Source organism: Exiguobacterium sp. B2(2022) (genome assembly GCF_028823655.1).
In the GTDB taxonomy this organism is placed as follows: domain Bacteria; phylum Bacillota; class Bacilli; order Exiguobacteriales; family Exiguobacteriaceae; genus Exiguobacterium; species Exiguobacterium aestuarii_A.
The window spans coordinates 1-14,215 of sequence record NZ_JAPEHX010000070.1 but is presented as its reverse complement, the minus strand read 5'-3'; the positions used below and the strand labels follow the sequence as shown (position 1 = coordinate 14,215).

The following is a 14,215-nucleotide window of genomic DNA, read 5'->3' as shown; positions in this document are numbered from 1 at the left end:
ACGCCTGATCGATATTGGCAATCGGCGGGCGAACGAGGTGGTTTTGACGCTCTTCCACCTCTAAAATATAGCCGGTCCCATCTTCTTGATCTTGAATCACCACATCATCGCCGACGACCGGTGAGATGTTGCGCTTTCGAAAGTTTCCTCTGGCCCGACAACGAATCTCTTGATTCGTCTCGGTCATCACATCGTAAAACCCGCCTTGAAGGCGAATGATTGTTCCTTTCATTATGACTACCTCCTTTAAAAAAGAGGTGACGACACCGTCACCTCTTTATTGTGCCTCTTCAGCTTGTGCATACGTGACTGAATCTGTTCGGACGATCTCACCATCGACTTCAATCGTCGCTGTCCCGACTTCGTCAGGGGCAATGACGAGCGTATACGAATACGTTGTCGTCTCTGTGATTTGATCACGAAGCACCTCAATCTCACCGCGTGCGTCAACCGTGCGAATCACGACTTCGACCGTCTTCGGTTTCTTGTCTTTGTCCGGTTGTTCGACTTCCACGGTCACTTCACGTTCAATTGAAATATCGGTCGGTTCAACGCCTTCCGATACGATAACCGTGAGTTCCGTTCCCGGGTCGACTGCTGTCCCGGCTGTCGGAAGTTGACGGATGATTTGACCTTTTGGAACACTTGTCGAAAATTCATCCCGCTTCACGATTTTCAATTTGTTCTGTTCAGCATAAATGGATGCTTCGTCGAACGTATATCCTGCCAGGTTCGATAGTTCCACTTTGTTGCTCCCTGTCGACACGACAAGTGTGACCGTCACCTCTGAAGGAACGACCTCTTCACCTGGGTCGACCGATTGCGAAATCACGTCTCCACTATTCACCGTTTCGGAAGCTTCTGTTGTGATTTCAAGGTCGCTGAATGCCAAGTCTTTCAACATACGTTCCGCAGCAGTTTGCGAGAGACCTTCTACGTTCGGCATTTCGACTGTCTCTTTTCCAGCCGATACGACAATCGTCACGGTCGTTCCGCGTTTCGGCTTACGTCCTTCTTGCGGGTTTTGCGAAATGACTTCACCCTCCGCAATATCGTCGCTCGCCCGTTCTGTCACTTCGACGACAAACCCGGAAGCTTCAAGTTCTGTCGTCGCATCCCCGATACTCATGCCGACGACATCCGGCACGACGGAACGCGACATCTCATCGGCGACCACGTAAGCAGCAATGCTTCCACCAATCAATAGAACGATGAGTAAAATCCAAATCCACCATTTACGTTTCTTCTTTTTCACAGGAATCTCTTCTGGTTCCTGTTCTTTTGGTGGCGTGACCGGTGGTGGTGTTACGGGCACCTCTTGTTTTTCTTCCGGCACGACCGGTGCCATGACGAGCGTCTGGTCGAACTCGTCTTGATTTGCCGAGAGTCGTCTCGGTTCATTGGCACGTTCACGGCTCAACGCGGTCATGCAATCTTTTTTAAAGGCTGCGACCGATGCATGTCGGGCACCCGGTGATTTTGATAAGGCTTGCATGACACAGTTCTCAAGCGCTTGTGGGATATTCGGATTTAAGTCCATCGGTCGAATCGGGTCATCTTGCAAATGTTGAAGGGCGACCGCGACCGGCGTCTCGCCGATGAACGGTACACGACCCGTCAACAATTCATAAAGAACCGCACCGAGCGAGTAAATGTCCGATTTTTCATCCGCAAATTTCCCACGAGCTTGCTCGGGTGAGAAGTAATGGACAGAACCAAGGACGGACATCGTATGCGTCAACGTCGCATTCGACATCGCGACAGCAATCCCAAAATCGGTCACCTTCACGTTTCCATGCTGATCGATCATCATATTCTGTGGCTTGATATCCCGGTGAATGATTCGGTTCGCATGGGCGTGGTCAATCGCATCACAAATCTGCCCCATGATGCGCAACGCCTCATCGACAGATATGTATTCTTCCTGCAAATATTGTTTTAACGTCACGCCATCGACGTGCTCCATGACGATATAGTATAAATCATCTTCATCACCGACGTCGTAGATGGCGACGATATTCGGATGGTTCAGACTCGTAGCCGCGTGGGCTTCTCGCTCGAACCGACGTATAAATTGTTCGTTATGTGAGAATTCAGATCGCAACACCTTGATGGCGACGGTTCGGTTTAAAATCTCGTCATGAGCCCGGTAGACATTTGCCATGCCTCCGCTGCCGATTTGTTGTTCGATCCGATAACGATCGTTGATTCGTTCTCCGCTTCGCATCGGATTCATCCTCTCTTTCTATCTGTGAATTGAACGAGGGCGACCGTGATGTTGTCGCTCCCTCCCAATTGGTTGGCTTCCGCAATCAGTTGATCTGCCTTTTGATCTGCTGATACAGCTTGTTGTAAAACGTGTTGAATCGCCCCATCGGTCAGATGTGTCGTCAATCCATCCGTACAAATTAAAATCACATCAAACTCAGGGTCAGCGAGCACTTGTACGTCAGGCTCGACTTGTTCGCTTGAACCGATCGCTCGGGTGATGACATTTCGTTTCGGATGAACGCGCATCTCTTCTTCCGTCAATTCACCGAGCTGTTTGAGCACGTTGACGTAAGAATGGTCTTCTGTAAGACGTCTTAATTCGTTCGCTTGCAGGGCATAGACACGGCTATCGCCGATATGAACGATGACAACCGTCTCTCCGTTCCAACAAACGGCCGCCACAGTCGTTCCCATCATGACGAGGTTCGACTGTTTCGCAAACTGCAACACTTGTTCATTCGCCAAGTGAATGTGATGGCGGAACCATTGTTCGATGTCGACAGGGGTCGACGGGAGAGACGGGAAAGCCTGTCGAAACTCTTCAATCACGATTTGACTCGCGACCTCTCCCGCTGCATGTCCACCCATTCCGTCGGCAACGAGCGCAATTCCTGAGAAGGCATCGCCTAAGATTAAAACTGCATCTTCATTTTGTGTGCGTACTTGTCCACGATCTGTTCGAAATGCTAATTCCATCTTTCTGATTACCTCGTTTCTTGTTCGCGCTCCTTCGCTCGAAGTTGCCCACAAGCAGCATCGATATCCGAACCTTGTTCGCGACGAATCGTCACGTTCACGTTGCGGTCTTTGAGCACTTTTTCGAAGGCAAAGATTTGAGCTCTCGGTGTGCGTACGTAGTCGCGTTCCAATACGTGGTTGACTGGGATCAAGTTGACGTGACATTTGATACCTTTCAACAAGTCAGCCAATTCGTGGGCATGGTCCTCCGTATCGTTGACGCCACCAAACAATCCGTATTCGAACGTGATGCGACGACCGCTCTTCTCCGTATAGTAACGGACGGCATCCATCAACTTGTTCAAGTCAAACGCACGGTTGATTGGCATGAGACGTGTACGTAGTTCTGTCGAAGCCGCATGAAGAGAGATGGCGAAGTTGATGCGCATACCTTCATCGGCAAACTTATAAATTTTTGGAACGATTCCACTCGTTGATACCGTGATGTGACGGGCACCGATATTAAGGCCGTTATCATGGTTGACCGTACGTAAGAAGCGCATCAACTCATCATAGTTATCAAACGGTTCACCGATTCCCATGACGACGATCGAGTCAACACGTTCGCCTGTCGCATCTAGGGCGCGCTGTACATCAAGAACTTGTGCCGTGATTTCACCAGCTTCTAAGTTACGTTTCAACCCACCAAGTGTTGAGGCACAGAACGTACAGCCGATCCGGCAACCGACTTGTGTCGTGACACAAATGGAGTTCCCGTACTCGTGACGCATGAGAACCGTCTCGATTGAATAGCCATCTTGAAGTTCGAACAAGAATTTGATCGTACCGTCTTGCGATTCTTGTTTGACCAATTCTTTCAATGTTGTCAGTTGGAACGACTCTTCTAATTGGTCACGAAGTGCCTTTGGAACGTTCGTCATATCGTCGAATGACGTGACACGTTTGACGTACATCCAATCATATAATTGTTTCGCACGGAATGATTTTTCTCCTGCTTCCACGACCCACGCCTCAAGTTCAGGGAACGTCAACGAATAAAGTGACGGTTTTGCGCCTAAAAGTGGATTCTTTTCTACTGCTTTTGGATTCATTGTTTTATACCTCTTTCTTAAATGCGGCGATATAGAAGCCGTCGGTCCCGAATGTCGTCGGTAATAGTTTTAATTCAGCACGGTCCGATGTCATGATCGGACGAACAGATTGCGGGAGACGTTCTTTTAACGTCTCGTCCCACACCAATCCTTTTGACAATACATAGTCAGCCTGCGTCTCGTTCTCGGACGGATCAATCGTACATGTCGAGTAAACAAGCGTACCACCTGGTTTGAGCAGTGGCAATACGGCATCAATGATTTGTCGTTGAATCTTCGGTAAGTTTTCTAACTGGGCTTTGTCTTTCGTCCATTTGATATCTGGCTTTCGACGAATGACACCAAGACCCGAACAAGGAACATCTAGAAGAATACGGTCAAAGCTCTCTTTTTCAAATCGTTCACCTGCCAGACGAGCATCAAGGGCAAGTGCGGTCACTCCATTGATGTGAAGACGTTTGGCTTGCTGGTCGATCAATTTCGCTTTGTGTGGATGTAAATCGAGCGCTGTGAGCGATCCGTTCTCCATCCGTTCTGCCGTGTGCATTGCTTTCCCACCAGGGGCGGCACATGCGTCTAAAATCTGATCATCTTTCGATACACCGAGGGCATCTGCGACAAGCATCGAGCTCTCATCTTGAATCGATAAGAGACCTTCCTCGATGAACGGGGTCGAATGGACGTTGCCCGATTCGACGACGAGTCCGTCGCTTGATAGTTCAGAGCGTGACGTCAAGACTCCTAAGTCGGCCAACCGGTTCATCATGTCGTCGACAGACGCGCGTTTACGGTTGACGCGAACCGTTACAGGAGCCGGCTCATTGTTCAATTGACAGATGGCTTCTGCCGTTTCCACCCCATATAGGTCAATCCAATCAGAAACGAGCCATTTCGGATGACTATGCTCGATCGAGATTCTCTCCGCATCTGTCAACTCGCTAAAGTCAGGGAACCCTTCACGGAGAACGTTACGTAACACCCCGTTCACGAATTTACTCGTTCCGAGATGGTGTCCTCGTTTTTTCGCGATTTCGACCGCTTCGTGTAAGACGGCACGATCTGGCACCTTATCGAGGTAAAAGAGTTGATATACACTCATCCGAAGAAGCGGAAGGACGAACTTATCGAGCTTCTTCGGCGAACGGATTCGATCGTTTAAGATGTAATCCAACGTTCCTTTTCGACTGAGTGTCCCGTAAACGAGTTCGGTATACAGACCGACATCTTTTGGGGCGACTTTCTTTTGTTTTAATGCGTCATTGACGGCAATCGTTGAATATGCGCCGCCTTGTTCAATTTTTATCAGCGTATCAAGCGCTGCTTCACGTACGTTCATGAGTTCCTCCTAATCGGTCACCAACACGCAACTTCTGTCCAGCTCCACGCATGAAGGTCGCACCATCCATTCGTTTTTTCCCTGCTGGTTGTAAGTCCGTCACTTTGATGGCAACGCTGTTCCCAGTTGCCACGACGAATCCGTCATCTTCAAGTCGAACGACTTCTCCAGGTTGTCCTGTACCCGTCGTCTTCTCTCCCATGAACAGTTTCACGCGTTCACCTTCAAGCGTCGAATAGGCAGTCGGGAATGGATTCATCCCGCGAATGTGATTATAGATGGCTTCCCCACCCATACTCCAGTCGATTTGTTCGCGCTCACGGCTGATGTTCGGTGCAAACGTCACATCCCGCTCATCTTGAGGGACCGCTTCAATCCATCCTTCTAAGAAAGCTGGAAGTGTACGGATGAGAAGATCGCTTCCTGCTACAGCCAGTTTATCAAATAACGTTCCGACCGTATCCATTTCTTCAATCGGAATAATCGTATTGGCAATCATGTCACCTGCGTCCAATTTGTCGACCATATACATGATTGTCACACCTGTTTCCGACTCACCATCGATGATGGCTTGATGGATTGGGGCACCTCCACGATATTTCGGAAGTAGCGAGGCATGGACATTGATTGCTCCGTGAGGCGGTGCCTCGAGTAATGCGGTCGGCACGATTTGACCATACGCTGCCGTGACGATGAGGTCCGGACGTAACGCTAAAATTTCTTCATAATCCGTGCGAACTTTCTCAGGTTGCAAGACAGGAATGCCATGACGGAGTGCACACTCTTTCACAGGCGTTGGTTTCAGTTCACGTTTTCGTCCGACCGGTTTGTCCGGTTGCGAGACGACACCTACGACATTGTATCCTTCTTCGAGCAGTCGCTCAAGTACAGATACCGCAAATGTCGGAGTTCCCATGAAGACGATTCGTTTGTCTTTTCCAGGGTTTGGAACCGCGAGCTTGTCTGTGAACAAGACGCCATCTAAATGATCCATCTCATGCTGAATCGCCCGAGCGAAGAAGCCGCTCGCTTGAATCGTATGCGTGCGCCCTTTCAAGTCCTGATTTTTGACGACGATTGACTCATGACGTTCCACGAATCCAAATTCGCCTGGGATGCTCAAACATCCTTCGAGTCCGACCTCACGTCCTGATGTCTCGATGATTTCAGGATTGATCAAGACGAGAGGACCCGTCTCATCATCGGTATGGACGACTGCGAGTCGTTGATTCAAGTTGACCTGTGGTGCCGCAACACCGACTCCGTCATACTCATACATCGTATCAAACAATCGGTCGACCGTTTGACGCAATTTTTTATCGAACTTCGTTACCGGTTCGCATGTTACGCGTAATATATCGTTCGGTACTTCTACTACTTTATACATGTTTCTCCACCTCACATGAATACGTATGGGTTCACATCGATACTCATTTGATATTCTTTCTTACTGATCGCTTTCGCTCTTGCTTGTTGAAGGCGAGCTAATTCCACGTAGAGCGTTTCAGGTTGTTTCGTTTTAATGAACACCTGATAACGATACGCATTCTTTAATTTTGATAACGGGGCAGGCATCGGACCATTCAAGCGGCTGTTCTCCACTTGCGCCTGTAAAAAGTCTGATGCGAACAGTTCCGCCTCTGCCTTGGCGACGAGTGGATTTTCTGCCGAGAATGTGACGAGCGTCAAAAACCAATACGGCGGATGGTTCCCGACTTGACGAAGACCCATCTCTTTTGCGAAGAACGTCTCATAGTCGTGTTCACTCGCTGTCTCGATGACATAATGGTCCGGATTGTACGTTTGGACGAACGCCTCACCTGGAAGTTTTCCACGACCGGCTCTCCCTGCCACTTGGGTGACAAGTTGGAACGTCCGCTCGGTCGCACGGAAATCAGGCATCCCGAGCGTCGCGTCTGCCGCGAGTACCCCGACGAGTGTGACGTTTGGGAAGTCGAGTCCTTTGGCAATCATTTGAGTGCCGAGTAAAATGTCGGCCTCTCCTTCTTCGAAGCGTCGCAACAGTTGTTCATGTGAACCTTTCCGCGACGTCGTATCTTGGTCCATTCGGATGATCCGCGCCTCCGGAATTCGGTTCAACAACTCCGTTTCAATCTTCTGGGTTCCTGATCCGAACTGCTTGATTTTCTTACTGTTACACGATGGACACGTCGACGGCATCCCGACTTCGTAGCCACAATAATGACACTTCAATCGATCACCATATTGATGATACGTTAAATTGACGGCACAATGCGGACAGGTCATTCCTTCCCCACAGTCCCGACACATGACAAATGTCGTAAACCCACGGCGATTCAACAGAATGACACATTGCTCTTTTTTCTCGATCCGGTCGAGGATTCCATTAAACAATTCCTCAGAGAACATCGTCGTATTGCCTTTTGCCAGTTCACGGCGCATATCGATAATGTGGACCGGTGGCATTTCTCCACCGTACCGTTCTTTCAAGTGTAAGTAGCGATACACACCCTTTTGCGCCCGGGCGTATGACTCGAGCGAAGGTGTCGCACTCCCCAACACGACGGGACACCCATGATAGCGGGACCGCCAGATAGCGACATCGCGCGCATGATAGCGCGGGTTCTCTTCTTGTTTATACGTCGTCTCATGCTCTTCATCTAAGATGATGAGACCGAGACGGTCGAGCGGCGCAAAGATGGCCGAACGAGCACCGACGACGACGTCGACTTCCTTCCGCTTGATTTTACGCCACTCATCATACTTCTCTCCTTTGGAAAGGGCACTGTGTAAGACTGCGACGCGTTCACCAAAGCGACGTTTAAAACGTTTTACCATCATCGGCGTCAAACTGATTTCCGGCACGAGCAAGATGGCCTGCTTGCCTTCATCAATGACTTGCCCAATCGATTCTAAATACACTTCGGTCTTTCCGCTACCGGTCACACCGTGTACAAGTAACGTCTCGCCTGCATCCGCCTCATGAATCGCCTGGACCGCGTTCGCCTGACTATCGTTTAACTGCACCGATTCCTGTACTTGTTCAATCGTCGCGTACGGGTCACGATTCAATTCCACTTCGGTCAATCGTACCGCCCCGAGATCTTCGAGCTTTTGAAGTTGCGGACGAGTCAAGCCGATTTGGCGTAATGCCGACCAATACATACGTGGCGTCTCTTCTAATTGCTGAATCGCTTCTAGTTGTTTTTTCGCACGTTTCGAGACGACTGTCGGATTGAGCAGTTCGACGACGATGTCTGTTTTGACTGTTTTCTTTTCTTTCAGAACGGGAGCGAGGGTAAGCTCCCCTTTTTTAGCAAGTCCGAGAATGACCGATTGAATATCTTTCGGATATTCCGATAAATGTGTCCCGAGACGAACACCTTCAGGCACATGCCCCTCTTTAATTTCTTTGTCGTAACTAACCTTTAGCGCTGCTGGTAGCATCGCGAGGAGTGCGGAAGAACGGAAGCATAGCGTCGTCTCCTTCACATGGATGGACAAGTCGAGCAGCTCATCCGTGAGTGAGGATTCTTCATCTAATAAGGCTTCGAGCGGCTTCAATCCATCTCTCGTCCCATCCGATGTGCCGACGACGATTCCTAACAGACGACGCGAACCGAATGGAACGGAGACGCGCATCCCCGGCTCAATCAAGGATTCGAACTGTTCGGGTACTTCATAATCAAACGGACGATCAATCGTGATCACCGGTGCATCAACATGGACGTGGGCAATCATTGGACCGCTTCCTTAAAGTGTGTGAGCAACTCGAACGCCAACTGTTTTTTCGACTGTTTCGGAAGTTGAAGCGTCGTCCCGTCGGCGTGGAACAGGACAGCCTCATTATCATCTGCACCGAATCCGACGTCACTACCGGATACATCGTTTGCGACGAGGAAATCGACGTTCTTTTTCTTCAGTTTCGCTGCCGCATGTTCTTCGAGTCGTTCTGTCTCCGCAGCAAAGCCAACTAACACTTGATGGGTCTTTCGTTCACCGAGTGTCTTGAGAATGTCTGTCGTTTCTTCGAGTTCGATTGTGAGTGGACCATGCACTTTTTTATGTTTCTCTGCATGGACCGTTTTAGGACGATAATCCGCGACTGCCGCCGACTTCACGACGAGGTCGAGTGATTCGAAACGACGTGTCACTTCCTGCAACATCTCTTCGCTCGATTTGACGGGAATGGCCGTCACACCGTCTGGTACAGGGACTTGAAGCGGACCATGGACGAGGGTGACACGGGCACCCATATCACGCGCCACTTCTGCGAGTGCCACACCCATTTTTCCTGACGAGTCATTTGATAAGTAACGGACGGGGTCGATGCGTTCTACCGTCGGACCAGCCGTAATCAATACTTCTTTTCCGAGGTATAGTTTCGGGACGAACTGGCTTTCGATGATGCGCACCAAATCTTCTGGTTCTGGTAGACGTCCCCCGCCAATCCAGCCACATGCCAAGTTACCGACACCTGGTTCGATCAACTGATAGCCGTATGATTTCAACGTCTCGATATTCCGCTGTGTGGCAGGATGTTCGAGCATGTTCACATTCATCGCCGGTGAGACGATCACCGGACATTTCGCCGCAAGAATCGACGTCGTGATGAAGTCATCTGCAATCCCGTTCGCTAATTTCGCGATTGTGTTGGCCGTCGCAGGAGCGACGACGATCAAGTCACTCGAGTCGACGACATCGATATGTGCAATCTTTGTCGGATCATGCTCTTCAAACACATCGGTATAGACCGGATTTCGACTGAGCGCCTGGAAGGTCGCCTGACCCACGAATTGTTCTGCCGACTTCGTCATTGCAACGCGAACATTCGCTCCGGCTTGAACCAATTTCGATGTGAGCGCACACGCCTTGTAGGCGGCGATGCCACCACTCACACATAACAAAATAGTACGATCCTTCACCATTCCCAAACTCCCCCTTATAGACAATGAGACCCAAGTCGCAAACGACTTGGGTCACACTTCATCCGTTGTTTTTTTCGTTCACGATGATTGTCGTATCACCCGAAAATAGTTCTTCTAACGCTTGACCGACCGGCTTATATGATTTTGGCTCGGCGACTTTCGGTGCTTTTCCATCTTGAATCTGACGCGCCCGTTTCGCAGCGACCGTAACGATCGTATATTTTGACGGGATAGTACGTTGTAAGGCATCAATCGAAGGGTATAACATTAAATGACCTCCATCATGGCTTTTTTATAGAGTGACGCAACACGTTCACGTTTACAATGCTCAGCTGTCACGATCGCTTTAATCCGATCGATGGCTTTGTCGACCTCGTCGTTCGTGACGACGTAATCATAGGCGTCCATCAACTCGATTTCTTCACGCGCGACGAGCAGGCGTTGCTTGATGACTTCTTCAGACTCCGTGCCTCGTCCGATTAGACGATTGCGAAGTTCTTGAAGACTTGGTGGTGCCAAGAATAAAAAGACGGCTTCCGGGAGAAGTTCCTTCACTTGGAACGCCCCTTGCACCTCAATTTCAAGAATGACATCTTGGCCGCTTTCGAGCGTTTCACGCACCCACTCTACAGGCGTCCCGTAATAGTTGCCGACGAACTCGGCGTGTTCGAGCAATTCTTTTTGTTCGATCATGCGTTCGAACTCTTCTCTCGATTTGAAGAAGTAATGGACTCCTTCGACTTCCCCTTCACGTGGCTTTCGAGTCGTCGCCGACACCGAATATTGAAGGTTATTGTCCTCTTCCTCGCGAAGAGCACGACAAACGGTCCCTTTTCCGACACCGCTCGGTCCAGACAAAACGATTAATAATCCTCGTTCTTTAAAATTCACTGCAAGCCCTCCATCTTCTAACATCACATTTAATTATAATAGCAGTCAATCAATTGTCCCGGCAAGAAGAAGTTCGGATTTCCTACTCCATCGTACCATATTTTCTGTTTTTCTGATAACGTAGAGACAGAAAATGAACAAAGGTGATGAGATCATTGGCTTATGATGGATTAATGACATATCGTGTCGTACAAGAATTACAATCGCTCGTCGGAGGGCGAATCAACAAAGTACATCAACCGTATTCTCTCGATTTGATGCTCCAAATTCGTTCGAACCGACAGAACGCGCAACTACTCATATCAGCAAACGCGATGTATGCCCGTCTCCAGTTGACGGATACACCGATTAAAAATCCGCAAGAACCGCCGATGTTCTGCATGATGCTACGAAAACATGTAGAAGGCGGATTTATCACGGCGGTCGAACAAATCGGCCGTGACCGTGTCATCGTCATCTCGGTCCGCTCTCGAAACGAGCTCGGTGATGAAGAATCGAAAAAAGTCTACATCGAGTTGATGGGACGTCACTCGAACGTCGTCTTAACGACAGAAGACGGGAAAATTTTAGATGCGATCAAACACCTCCCGCCTTCGCAAAACACGTATCGAACGATCATGCCGGGTAGTGAATACCTCCTCCCGCCAGAACAACATAAGTTCGACCCGTTGTCTGATTTGACGGAAGGATTGAAGCGCATCGACTGGAATGCCGGCAAATTGGACAAACAGATCGTCGCCACGTTCGCTGGGGTCAGCCCTCAAATCGCTCAAGAAGTCGTGCACCTCGCGAAGATGCCGAATCGTGAATCGATTCAGCAAGCGTTCGAGAACGTATTGCGTCAGCTTGAAGGACCTTATGTGTTCCAACAACTCGCTTCTGGAAAGGAACGTTTCGCCCCGATCGTATTGACGGCAGGAGAAATTGTATCCGAGGAAACATATGCATCGAGTAAAGAAGTGCTCGACCGTTTCTTCTATGAGAAAGCGAACCGTGACCGCGTCAGACAACAAGCCCACGATGTGGAGCGTCTTTTGAAATCCGAACTCGAGAAGAACTTGTTGAAGCGCCGCCGTCTCTTAGAGGACTTAAAGGCGACAGAACGAGCGGACGAGTTACAAAAGTTTGGCGAGTTGTTGACGACGTACTTGTTCCAGCTTGAAAAAGGGATGCGTGTCGCTGAAGTCGTCGATTACTACGATGAAGAGGGTGCGACTATCTCGATTCCGCTCGACCCGCTCAAAACGCCGAACGAGAATGCGCAACAATATTATAAGAAGTACAACAAATTAAAAGTTGCTAAAGTCGAAGTGAAAAAAGCAACAATATTATAAGAAGTACAACAAATTAAAAGTTGCTAAAGTCGAAGTGAAAAAACAACTCGAATTAAACGACGCGGAAATCGACTATTTGGAGACGCTCACCGCCCAACTCGATGTCGCCTCTCCATCCGACCTGCTCGAAATTCGGGAAGAGCTCGCCGAAGAAGGATACATCCGTCAAAAACGTCAAAAGAAAAAAGCGAATCCAAAGATTTCGCTTGAAGCGTACACGTCTTCGACGGGAACGGATTTCTTTGTCGGGAAGAACAATACCCAAAACGACCATCTGACGTTCAAGTTCGCACGCCGTGACGAGATTTGGCTACACGTCAAAGACATCCCGGGTTCTCACGTCATCATTCGTTCCACGGACCCCGATGAGACGACGCTTCTTGAAGCCGCATCGGTCGCTGCCTACTTCTCGAAAGCACGCGCATCGAGCGGCGTGCCTGTCGATTATACACGTGCCCGCTACGTGAAAAAACCAAGCGGTGCCAAACCCGGGTTTGTCATCTATACGGATCAACAGACCGTCTACGTGACGCCAGATGAACACTTGATGAAGTCGCTGAAACAGTCATAAACGAAACCCGCCATGTTCTGAGGTGGCACTGAAAAACTCAAAATGATTTTGAACAGAGGAGTGTCGTCCCGACCAAGGATGACGCTCCTCTGTTTTCATTTGTTTTCATTGCCCTTGCTTCTGTCGCCCTTTTTGGCACGCCGCTTTCCTGGGGGCGGTCAGGGAGCCGCATCGCTTTCAGCTGCCGGGTCTCCCTTTGCCCGCTAATCCCCTAGGAGTCGGCGTGCCTTTTAGGGCGACGCTGTGCGTCCGAGACAATCCGTCTTGTACTGACAGAAACCAAACATTTTGGAGGTAAATCCGGATGATGCCCGATCGGTTACGAGCTGCGACTCATCCATTACCCGATTCCGTTCGATTTCCTCACCGACCTGCTTGCGGACACTTATTGTCATGACAACAGGCGGATGACAGTCTATCCGGTCCGGATGTTCAAGTACCTGTTCCTGAAGGCATATTCGAACCTTTCGGATGTTAAACTCGTCAGACAGGCGAAGAGCGATTTCGCTTACAAATACTTTCTCAATCTTGCACCGGGAGATGATGTCATCAACCCGTCGTCGCTCACGAAGTTTCGCCGGCAGCGAACCGCGGGGGAGGGGAAAAGGACGATTGGACAGACTTGTGTCGGGACAATCGTCCTTTTCTCTGTTCACGCTCGGATAAAGCAAAGGTTTTTCAGTGCCTTCCTAATCACGGGGCCATTTTTCATAAATACAACCTAACTTTTTAATACATTTATTAAAAATACAGTGTAATCCTTCAAACCAAATTCGAACTCTGTATTCTAATAAATCTTTATATGCTTACAGTATACTCATCTCTCAATTCAATCTGATTGGTAGATGAAGGACCATAAACTTTATCTTTAAGGCAAATATGTTGGAACGTAAATTCGAACTTTAATGAATAATCGTTTACATACGAAAAGTGCAACATATTTGAAGATTTGAAGCGTTGATAAGCTCGAATTTCATGTGTTTTTTTTGGAATAATGCCTGGCGCACTCTTTACAATACCGTTTGCGATTAGTTGCTTTTCCATATAAGGAGATTCTTTTCTTAAACCAATAAGTAGATATTCGTAAGTCACTTCATATTCTCTTTGCATAT

11 protein-coding genes and 3 pseudogenes are annotated in these 14,215 nt (G+C 49.0%); 2 read left to right on the top strand and 12 right to left on the bottom strand.

The window, feature by feature from the left end:
- The 11 genes and pseudogenes from ON063_RS12780 to gmk all read right to left on the bottom strand — a co-directional run.
- A pseudogene (locus tag ON063_RS12780) lies at positions 1 to 232 on the bottom strand (ribosome small subunit-dependent GTPase A); the annotation flags it as partial.
- Positions 233 to 277: 45 nt separating this feature from the next.
- Positions 278 to 2,227, bottom strand: a complete 1,950-nt coding sequence (pknB, locus tag ON063_RS12775; RefSeq protein WP_274665388.1) for a Stk1 family PASTA domain-containing Ser/Thr kinase — start codon at positions 2,225 to 2,227, stop codon at positions 278 to 280.
- A 5-nt stretch (positions 2,228 to 2,232) separates the two neighbouring features.
- Positions 2,233 to 2,967, bottom strand: coding sequence for a Stp1/IreP family PP2C-type Ser/Thr phosphatase (locus ON063_RS12770; RefSeq protein WP_274665387.1), 735 nt, complete (start codon positions 2,965 to 2,967; stop codon positions 2,233 to 2,235).
- A gap of 8 nt (positions 2,968 to 2,975) precedes the next feature.
- Complete coding sequence (rlmN, locus tag ON063_RS12765; RefSeq protein WP_074034829.1) at positions 2,976 to 4,061, bottom strand: 23S rRNA (adenine(2503)-C(2))-methyltransferase RlmN; 1,086 nt, start codon at positions 4,059 to 4,061, stop codon at positions 2,976 to 2,978.
- Between the two features lie 4 nt (positions 4,062 to 4,065).
- Positions 4,066 to 5,397 (bottom strand): 16S rRNA (cytosine(967)-C(5))-methyltransferase RsmB, encoded by a 1,332-nt coding sequence (rsmB, locus tag ON063_RS12760; protein WP_214691787.1) that lies wholly within the window; start codon positions 5,395 to 5,397, stop codon positions 4,066 to 4,068.
- Positions 5,384 to 6,370, bottom strand: coding sequence for a methionyl-tRNA formyltransferase (gene fmt, locus ON063_RS12755; protein ID WP_342455059.1), 987 nt, complete (start codon positions 6,368 to 6,370; stop codon positions 5,384 to 5,386). Before fmt ends, rsmB begins: the two co-directional genes overlap by 14 nt.
- Positions 6,347 to 6,784 (bottom strand): annotated as a pseudogene (gene def, locus ON063_RS14885) (peptide deformylase); the annotation flags it as partial. The gene fmt and the pseudogene def, both read right to left, overlap by 24 nt.
- A gap of 11 nt (positions 6,785 to 6,795) precedes the next feature.
- Positions 6,796 to 9,120 (bottom strand): primosomal protein N', encoded by a 2,325-nt coding sequence (priA, locus tag ON063_RS12750; protein WP_274665385.1) that lies wholly within the window; start codon positions 9,118 to 9,120, stop codon positions 6,796 to 6,798.
- Positions 9,117 to 10,307, bottom strand: a complete 1,191-nt coding sequence (gene coaBC / locus ON063_RS12745) for a bifunctional phosphopantothenoylcysteine decarboxylase/phosphopantothenate--cysteine ligase CoaBC (protein WP_274665384.1) — start codon at positions 10,305 to 10,307, stop codon at positions 9,117 to 9,119. The genes priA and coaBC overlap by 4 nt, the downstream gene beginning before the upstream one ends.
- A gap of 58 nt (positions 10,308 to 10,365) precedes the next feature.
- Entirely contained in the window at positions 10,366 to 10,575 is a 210-nt protein-coding gene (rpoZ, locus tag ON063_RS12740) for a DNA-directed RNA polymerase subunit omega (protein WP_015881337.1), read from the bottom strand.
- Positions 10,575 to 11,222, bottom strand: a complete 648-nt coding sequence (gene gmk / locus ON063_RS12735) for a guanylate kinase (protein WP_031421596.1) — start codon at positions 11,220 to 11,222, stop codon at positions 10,575 to 10,577. Before gmk ends, rpoZ begins: the two co-directional genes overlap by 1 nt.
- Before the next feature lie 131 nt (positions 11,223 to 11,353).
- On the opposite strand from gmk, the pseudogene ON063_RS12730 reads away from it, so the two are divergent.
- A pseudogene (locus ON063_RS12730) lies at positions 11,354 to 13,103 on the top strand (Rqc2 family fibronectin-binding protein).
- A 407-nt stretch (positions 13,104 to 13,510) separates the two neighbouring features.
- Positions 13,511 to 13,828, top strand: a complete 318-nt coding sequence (locus ON063_RS14935; RefSeq protein ID WP_446719140.1) for a transposase — start codon at positions 13,511 to 13,513, stop codon at positions 13,826 to 13,828.
- A 73-nt stretch (positions 13,829 to 13,901) separates the two neighbouring features.
- On the opposite strand, the gene ON063_RS12720 is transcribed toward ON063_RS14935, so the two are convergent.
- The coding region (locus ON063_RS12720) for a hypothetical protein (RefSeq protein ID WP_274665383.1) at positions 13,902 to 14,215 on the bottom strand (314 nt) is incomplete at its 5' end.

Coding starts and splice junctions, on each gene's coding strand:
- priA (WP_274665385.1), bottom strand. CDS start 9,120: ATGATTGCCCACGTCCATGTTGATGCACCGGTGATCACGATTGATCGT.
- coaBC (WP_274665384.1), bottom strand. CDS start 10,307: ATGGTGAAGGATCGTACTATTTTGTTATGTGTGAGTGGTGGCATCGCC.
- rlmN (WP_074034829.1), bottom strand. CDS start 4,061: ATGAATCCAAAAGCAGTAGAAAAGAATCCACTTTTAGGCGCAAAACCG.
- pknB (WP_274665388.1), bottom strand. CDS start 2,227: ATGCGAAGCGGAGAACGAATCAACGATCGTTATCGGATCGAACAACAA.
- gmk (WP_031421596.1), bottom strand. CDS start 11,222: ATGTTAGAAGATGGAGGGCTTGCAGTGAATTTTAAAGAACGAGGATTA.
- ON063_RS14935 (WP_446719140.1), top strand. CDS start 13,511: ATGACAGTCTATCCGGTCCGGATGTTCAAGTACCTGTTCCTGAAGGCA.
- rpoZ (WP_015881337.1), bottom strand. CDS start 10,575: ATGTTATACCCTTCGATTGATGCCTTACAACGTACTATCCCGTCAAAA.
- ON063_RS12770 (WP_274665387.1), bottom strand. CDS start 2,967: ATGGAATTAGCATTTCGAACAGATCGTGGACAAGTACGCACACAAAAT.
- rsmB (WP_214691787.1), bottom strand. CDS start 5,397: ATGAACGTACGTGAAGCAGCGCTTGATACGCTGATAAAAATTGAACAA.